Raw genomic sequence first — 5082 nt, forward strand, 5'->3', positions numbered from 1 at the left:
CCCAAACGCCAATTAAATCACCACTTTTCGCAAGGCCAAGGCGCAGATCATAACCGGAAAGCTTGAGAATGCGGCGCAAGCGCCGCTGCTGCAAAAATCCGCCGTTGTAGATAAAAAGCCGCCGACGCGTCTGTGCATCGGCGGCTATCTCAGAGGGCTTGGCCCGCATCGGTTTTAGCCACCAGTTCCAGCCGTTGCGGCTGTCGCACCAAGGCCCAAAGTCGTTGCAGTTGTGCTGAGGCTACCAACTGCGGTGAGCGAACCGGTAACAGCGGCGATTGCTTTGCTCCACTGGGTGAACGGTGCTTCGGTCACGTAGACAGTGTCTTCATCGCGAATGACAAAGTCACGCGCATGGAACATGCCGTTAGGACGGGTCAGATCAAGCACGTAGACAAATCGCTGTGCGCCGACCAGATCATTGCGGCCCAAGACGCGGTTTGCAAGTTCAGCTGGCTCGTTACGGAACACGAAGACGCCCGTTGGATCAGAGGATGTGCTGACCAAGCCACCAACTTGCGCGAGCGCTTCGACTGCGGACAATGTCTGGCTTTCGAAAATTACGCGGCTTTGCGCACCGGTAGCACCAAGTGCAGTGAAGGACCGTGTGTCTTGCTCGACGAGAATGCGATCACCGCCGCGCAGGGCGATATCCATACGTGGATCGTTATAAAGATCCTGGAACCAGATTTTACCCTTTTGATTGCCACGGATCACGGTGATCTGAGCAATCTCAGGCTCAATTGCGATACCACCAGCGCGCGCAAGCATGGCTGACAATGTGCGCGTTGGTCGCTCGATCGGATAAACACCCTGGCCGCCAATTGCGCCAACAAGCGAAACAGTTGCGCCATCGCCGGCAAGGCGGCGGACCTGAACCTGTGGATCGGGCGTTTGTTCTTCCAGCTTACGCGTGATGGTGCGGCGGATGGCTTCGGGGGAATTGCCAGCTGCGCGGATGCGCCCAGCATAGGGGACGAAGATAAAGCCAGCGCCGTCGACCTGAACTTCTTCCAGCAATGTCGAGTTGGCGGTTTCGCCCGCGAGCAAGCCATCATCGACGTTTTCCCAGATCGTCAGGCCCAGAGTGTCGCCGGGGCGGATCGTGTCTGATCCGATTTCCCCAGCGTTTTGAAAGGCTTCCGAAAATCCGAGGCTTGGTACGACAGACGTCGCACGGGTCACGCGATCGTTCACGGAAACGACAAATGCATCGCCGGATCGTTGCACCGAACCTTCGAAGATTTCTTTTTTGTTAGGCCCAACGCGCGGCAGGCCGCAGGACGATACCATCGCCACAGCAGCCAGCAAGCAGGCGGATTTCGCCCATCTGGATGTAAAGGGTTTCACTGCTCGGTCTCCTCGACCTATTATTCTGCCTCGGTCTTTTTTTTTAAGCTACGGGAATACAGAATAAAAAGCTAGCGTTTGGGCGAATGCCCCCTAGTTCACAACGCGCAACTGTTGCCGCGGAGCCGCGGTTCCTGACAGCAAGGCATCATAGGGATCTTCGCCAGAGAGCATCATATCGACTACATGGCGCAGCAATTGACGGCGTCCACGTGCAGAATAGAAGCCGCCCGGGACTTGGCTGGTTTCAAGCAGATAGCGGCGATAATCCTTGTAGGCGCGGTTATCGGGACGCTCGGCCGCTTGGAAAAAATCCGCAAGCGGCTGATCGGAGACAAATTCCGGCTTGGAATATACTGCGCTACCGAAGGTCTTTAGCGGAATGCCGCGCCACAGAACCTGTTGGCCAGCGGTGGAATTCACGGTCACTGCGGTGCGTGCATCGTTCAATAGCCGTGCGAGCTTTCCGCCGCGCACATAATGAACGCGTTTGCTGACACTATAACGTGCCGCCATTTCCTTGAGCGAGCGGCGCACAGGAACGCGCCCATCCTCAAGCGGGTGGGCCTTGAAAACAAGGTGATGATGCTGCGGTGCGCCTTTGGCAAAGTCGCGGATAACCAGTTCAAGGAAGTCGGTCATTGTATCGAATGGGGAATGCATCTGGAACGAGCTGTCATGCTCCAGCTGCAAAAGCGCCAGATGGAAGGGGAAGCCGCCGTTGCGAATACGCCATGTCGCGATGCGCCGCTCGATGCTTTGAAGGGGCATCAGCAACAGGCGCTTTACGTAAAGGCCGAATTCCTTGATGACGGGAAGATCGCGATGGGTGCGGAAATGCTTGTAATCGCCGTTACGGAACATCACGAACCAATGATAAAGCGCGCCGTAGAATACATGTTGCCGCATGTCGCCCCAATGACTTGGCGGCATCGGCGCTTCCATATCCGAGCGCTCGAGCGCGATTTGCATTTCGCCGACAGTGGTGTTCATCAAGCGTGAATTACCGTTAGACCCGCCGCGCTCATAGGTGACCCAAAAGGGGCGCATGTAGCCTTCTTCAAACACATGAACGCGCAAGCCAAGTGCATTTGCGCGCGCAACAGCCTTGGCATGAACAGGGCGCGTGTCACCGTAAAGCACTATGTCCGTTACGTTTTTTTCCGCAACAAGCGCATCAAACGTGTCATCCCATTGATCTATAGAACCGCGAAACGGGATGTAGGTTGATGGCTGAAACCAGAAAGCGCGATCGCCAGCGTTGAAGCCGACCCGCCAAACACCAGCACCAGCGCGTTGCAGCATACGCCCCAAACGATGGAAAAACGGCCCATGCGGTCCCTGAAGGAACAAAAAGACAGGTTTTTTCGCCGTTGCAGTACTCATGTCATTCGGTCTACTCATTATTTCTTGAAAGACATAGACACATTATTGGGTGAAATTAAGGCGAAGTCTTGCCATGAATTCCCCTTAGATACGCAGGAGCAAGTCCCATGTTCACAGGCATCATCACCGATATTGGCGAGGTTCGCGAAACCGAGCAACGCGGAGATCTGCGTGCGCGTATCGGCACGTCTTATGATACAAATGGAATTGACCTTGGCGCCTCTATCGCCTGCGATGGGGTTTGTTTGACGGTGGTAGAACTTGGCGCGGATTGGTTCGACGTGGAAATCAGCGCTGAAACCGTAAGCAAGACGAACATCGGCACAACCCATTGGCCCGCTGGTCGGCGTTTGAACCTTGAGCGCGCGTTGAAGGTCGGGGATGAGCTTGGCGGGCATATCGTATCTGGCCATGTAGATGGCGTGGCCGAAATCATCGCGATGCGGGACGAGGGGGATAGTACGCGTGTTACCTTGCGCGCGCCCGAAGCTTTGGCGAAATTCGTCGCCCCGAAAGGATCAGTTGCGCTCAATGGAACATCGCTTACCGTGAATGAGGTCGACGGCACTGACTTTGGCATCAACTTTATTCCGCACACCAAAACCGCAACGACCTGGGGCGATGCAAAGGTTGGGGATGCGATCAACCTGGAAATCGACACGCTTGCCCGCTATGTGGCGCGTTTGCAGGAATGGGCGTAGTTGCCGGGTTATTCGGCGCTGGCGTGAAAGCCTTCGATCAACTGACGTAAACCGAATGCGCAGCCTGCGAAAATAGCAAGCAAGGTGACCGGCGCGCTATAGCTGAGCAAGCTGAACGCGCTCACGCCTTGCCCGATTGTGCAGCCAGAGGCAACGACAGCACCAGCCCCCATTAGCACGGAGCCAAGGATTTGACGGCGTAGCTCGCGCGGGTCTTCGCAGGCTTCCCAGCGAAAATGGCCTTTAATCAAACTGCCGATAAAGGCCCCGAGCCAAACACCAACAACCGAACCAACACCGAAACTCAGGCTTAATCCCGACGAAAGCATCGCGAACAGAATGGTATCGCCCACAGGGGCCGAGAAGGTGTGCGAGACGACGGGAGTGCCTTCAAAACCTGTATTTGCGACCCACATCGTGCCGGCCCATCCGCTAACAATTGCAAGGCCGACAATGCTCGCCCAGAACATTGATTTGGGTGCGCTGCCGAGAGGTCCGCGCCAAAGAGCGGCAGCGCAGATCAATAGGCCGATAGCAAGCCCGATTGCGATTGAAGAAAGGCCTGTAAGCGCTTCAAGTCCATGGGCAATTCCGTTTGGCCGCGTGACAGTGCCTTCGTTTGGAAAGGCCCAGACACGGGCTTGTGCGAGCGGGCCTGAAAGCACGACATAGGTCGAAATCCCCATCACAAGAACAATCACGAAAGAGCGCAGATCGCCGCCGCCAAGACGCGCAATCGCGCCAAACCCGCAGTTGCCCGCCAATGCCATGCCGTAGCCGAAGGTCAGCCCGCCCAGGGCGCTTGCGAGTATTGAAAAGGGCCGGGTCAGATAAAAGGCCTGCATCGGATCGAGCAAACCCAGCCCGATCAGGGAAAAACTGCCGAGCACCGCAACGCCAATTGCGAGCGCCCACATGCGCAGCCGCAAGGTCGAGCCACCATAAAGCGCATCTTCAATAGCACCGAGCGTGCAAAAGCGACCAAGCCGCGCAGCAAGGCCCAAGGCGATACCGCCAAAAGCGCCCACAAGAGCCACTAAAGTTGCATCTGCTGTCAGAAATTCCATCAGCGCGCCCTCCCAAGCTTGCTGTCAATGTCGCGCGTTCCGATCAATAGGGGATCAGTCGTCTTTGCAGAAAAGATCGTAAACTGTCTCAAGCATCTTTTTGGGACGGTCGTCGGCCAATTTGTAATAGATTGTCTTGCCATCGCGGCGCGGGATAACCAGACCTTCAAGGCGCAAACGCGAAAGCTGTTGGGATACGGCGGCCTGCCGCGCGGCGAGCAATTCTTCCAATTCGGTTACGGATTTTTCACCGCTGACCAAATGGCACAGGATCATCAATCGCCCTTCATGGCTGATTGCCTTCAGGAACGCCGATGCGAGCTGCGCCTTATCGACAACCTTGTCGATTTCTTCGTCGCTCATGCTTGTGTCTAGAACAGGAAGCCCCAAGGGATGCTCCTTTCTCTTACAGAATTAGTTCGCTTTAGCGCCAAAAGATGTTTTGTCCAAGAGCAGTTGTGTCAGTATAGGCCAGAAAAAATCCTCGCCCGGGTAACCTTCGATGCGGGCAATTTCAGCGCCCTCATCCATTATAATAAATGTCGGCGTAAAATTTACACGTCGCGCATAGCTCATAC

The 5082-nt window shown here is 55.6% G+C and carries 5 protein-coding genes; 1 reads left to right on the top strand and 4 read right to left on the bottom strand.

Annotation, left to right across the window (positions count from 1 at the left end; all coding sequences use genetic code 11):
• Positions 1 to 174: 174 nt before the first annotated feature.
• Both WBC85_RS08885 and WBC85_RS08890 read right to left on the bottom strand, forming a co-directional pair.
• Positions 175 to 1293, bottom strand: coding sequence for a polysaccharide biosynthesis/export family protein (locus tag WBC85_RS08885; protein ID WP_424435515.1), 1119 nt, complete (start codon positions 1291 to 1293; stop codon positions 175 to 177).
• A gap of 150 nt (positions 1294 to 1443) precedes the next feature.
• Positions 1444 to 2736, bottom strand: coding sequence for a capsule biosynthesis protein (locus WBC85_RS08890; protein WP_424435503.1), 1293 nt, complete (start codon positions 2734 to 2736; stop codon positions 1444 to 1446).
• 107 nt (positions 2737 to 2843) lie between these two features.
• Here WBC85_RS08890 and WBC85_RS08895 point away from each other — a divergent pair, with 107 nt between their 5' ends.
• Positions 2844 to 3437 (top strand): riboflavin synthase, encoded by a 594-nt coding sequence (locus tag WBC85_RS08895; RefSeq protein ID WP_424435506.1) that lies wholly within the window; start codon positions 2844 to 2846, stop codon positions 3435 to 3437.
• A gap of 8 nt (positions 3438 to 3445) precedes the next feature.
• Here the strand turns inward: WBC85_RS08895 and WBC85_RS08900 are convergent, their stop codons facing one another.
• Both WBC85_RS08900 and WBC85_RS08905 read right to left on the bottom strand, forming a co-directional pair.
• On the bottom strand, positions 3446 to 4504 hold the full coding sequence (locus WBC85_RS08900) for a YeeE/YedE family protein (RefSeq protein WP_424435509.1): 1059 nt from the start codon (positions 4502 to 4504) through the stop codon (positions 3446 to 3448).
• A gap of 54 nt (positions 4505 to 4558) precedes the next feature.
• Entirely contained in the window at positions 4559 to 4867 is a 309-nt protein-coding gene (locus tag WBC85_RS08905) for an ArsR/SmtB family transcription factor (protein WP_424435512.1), read from the bottom strand.
• Positions 4868 to 5082: the final 215 nt, after the last annotated feature.

Origin of the sequence: Planktotalea sp. (genome assembly GCF_049680325.1) — a bacterium.
In the GTDB taxonomy this organism is placed as follows: Bacteria; Pseudomonadota; Alphaproteobacteria; order Rhodobacterales; family Rhodobacteraceae; genus Planktotalea.

Excerpts from the sequence above, each read along its gene's own strand:
- WBC85_RS08885 (WP_424435515.1), bottom strand. The coding sequence starts at position 1,293 with ATGGTATCGTCCTGCGGCCTGCCGCGCGTTGGGCCTAACAAAAAAGAA.
- WBC85_RS08890 (WP_424435503.1), bottom strand. The coding sequence starts at position 2,736 with ATGAGTACTGCAACGGCGAAAAAACCTGTCTTTTTGTTCCTTCAGGGA.
- WBC85_RS08895 (WP_424435506.1), top strand. The coding sequence starts at position 2,844 with ATGTTCACAGGCATCATCACCGATATTGGCGAGGTTCGCGAAACCGAG.
- WBC85_RS08900 (WP_424435509.1), bottom strand. The coding sequence starts at position 4,504 with ATGGAATTTCTGACAGCAGATGCAACTTTAGTGGCTCTTGTGGGCGCT.
- WBC85_RS08905 (WP_424435512.1), bottom strand. The coding sequence starts at position 4,867 with ATGAGCGACGAAGAAATCGACAAGGTTGTCGATAAGGCGCAGCTCGCA.